The 1,323-nt window shown below is 72.0% G+C and carries 1 protein-coding gene; it reads left to right on the forward strand.

Annotated features, from left to right (window positions below; genetic code table 11):
• The first annotated feature begins 324 nt into the window (after nt 1–324).
• Entirely contained in the window at nt 325–1,206 is an 882-nt protein-coding gene (locus tag ACFWP3_RS42000; RefSeq protein ID WP_384232228.1) for an alpha/beta fold hydrolase, read from the forward strand.
• The last annotated feature ends 117 nt before the right edge of the window (nt 1,207–1,323 follow it).

Below are 1,323 nucleotides of genomic sequence, written 5' to 3' on the forward strand. Positions count from 1 at the left end.
TGCCCCCCTCTTCCCCGGCTACCGCGTATGGTGTTTGTCTGGGGGGGTCGGTTTGGGTTTTCTGCGCCCGGCTGGGGGGCGGCCCGGGCGCCGGGGGGCGCCGGGACCGGTCCTCCCCTTGTGACCTGGAGCCCCGAGCTCTCAAGGTCGTCCCCTTCGAACCGTCTTCCCCGAGCGGCTCGCCTCCCTGTTGAAAGGATCTCCATCGGCAGCGGCGGCCAATCCTTGAGCAAGGTCACTCGAAAGAGCGGTGTTGTCGGCGAGACGCCCGTTTTCGAATGCGGGTTCGATAGTCTGGCCGGGAGCGAAGGGGGTGCATCTGCGGTGGTACAGCGCATCGATGTGACAGGGGCCGATGGTGTACGCCTGGCCGCCTGGGAGTTCCGCGAAGCGGACCCCGCGCCCGCGGACCGGCCCGCAGGGCCGGACCCCCGTCCCGCCGTGCTCTTACTCCACGGGCTCATGGGCCGCGCCTTTCACTGGTCCGGCACCGCCCGCTGGCTCGGCGAGCACCGCCGCGTCATCGCCCTGGACCAGCGCGGACACGGCCAGAGCGACCGCCCGGCGCACGGGCCCTACACGCGCGAGGCGTTCGTGGCCGACGCGGAGGCCGTCGTCGAGCAGCTCGGCATCGCCCCCGTGACATTGATCGGCCATTCCATGGGCGCCCTCACCGCCTGGCAGCTCGCGGCCCGCCGCCCCGACCTCGTCGAAGCCGTGGTCATCTGCGACATGCGCGCCTCGGCCCTCGGCGAAGCCTCGCAGCAGGAGTGGGCCGACTGGTTCCACCGCTGGCCGCTGCCCTTCCCCACCCAGGACGCGGCCCGCCGCTGGTTCGGCGAGGACGATCCCCGGGTGGAGCGCCCCGACCCCGGCCGCGGCGCCTTCTTCGCCGAGGTCATGCACGAGGCGCAGGACGGCTGGCGCCCGCTGTTCTCCCGCCGCCAGATGCTGACGGCCCGCGAGACGTGGGTGCACGACGCCCACTGGGAGGAACTGGCCCAGGTCCGCTGCCCCACCCTGGTCGTCCGCGGCCTGGACGGCGAACTCGGCCGGGCCGAAGCCCAGGAGATGGTCCGCGTCCTCCCGGCAGGCCAGTACGCCGAAATCCCCGACGCGGGCCACTACCTCCACTACGACCAGCCGGCGGCCCTGAGGGCGGCCCTGGAGCCCTTCCTGGAGGACGTCAGGGCGTTGAGGTTGTGAGGGGGGTGGGGGGCTTTGGGGGTTGGGCTTCGGGGGCCTGATTTCCGCTGAGGCTCATCAGAGAGGGTTTGGGGGTTTCCCGCCCGTCCTACTGTCCTTCCGGGTCGGGCCGCCCTG

Source organism: Streptomyces sp. NPDC058525 (assembly GCF_042719495.1).
GTDB lineage: Bacteria > Actinomycetota > Actinomycetes > Streptomycetales > Streptomycetaceae > Streptomyces.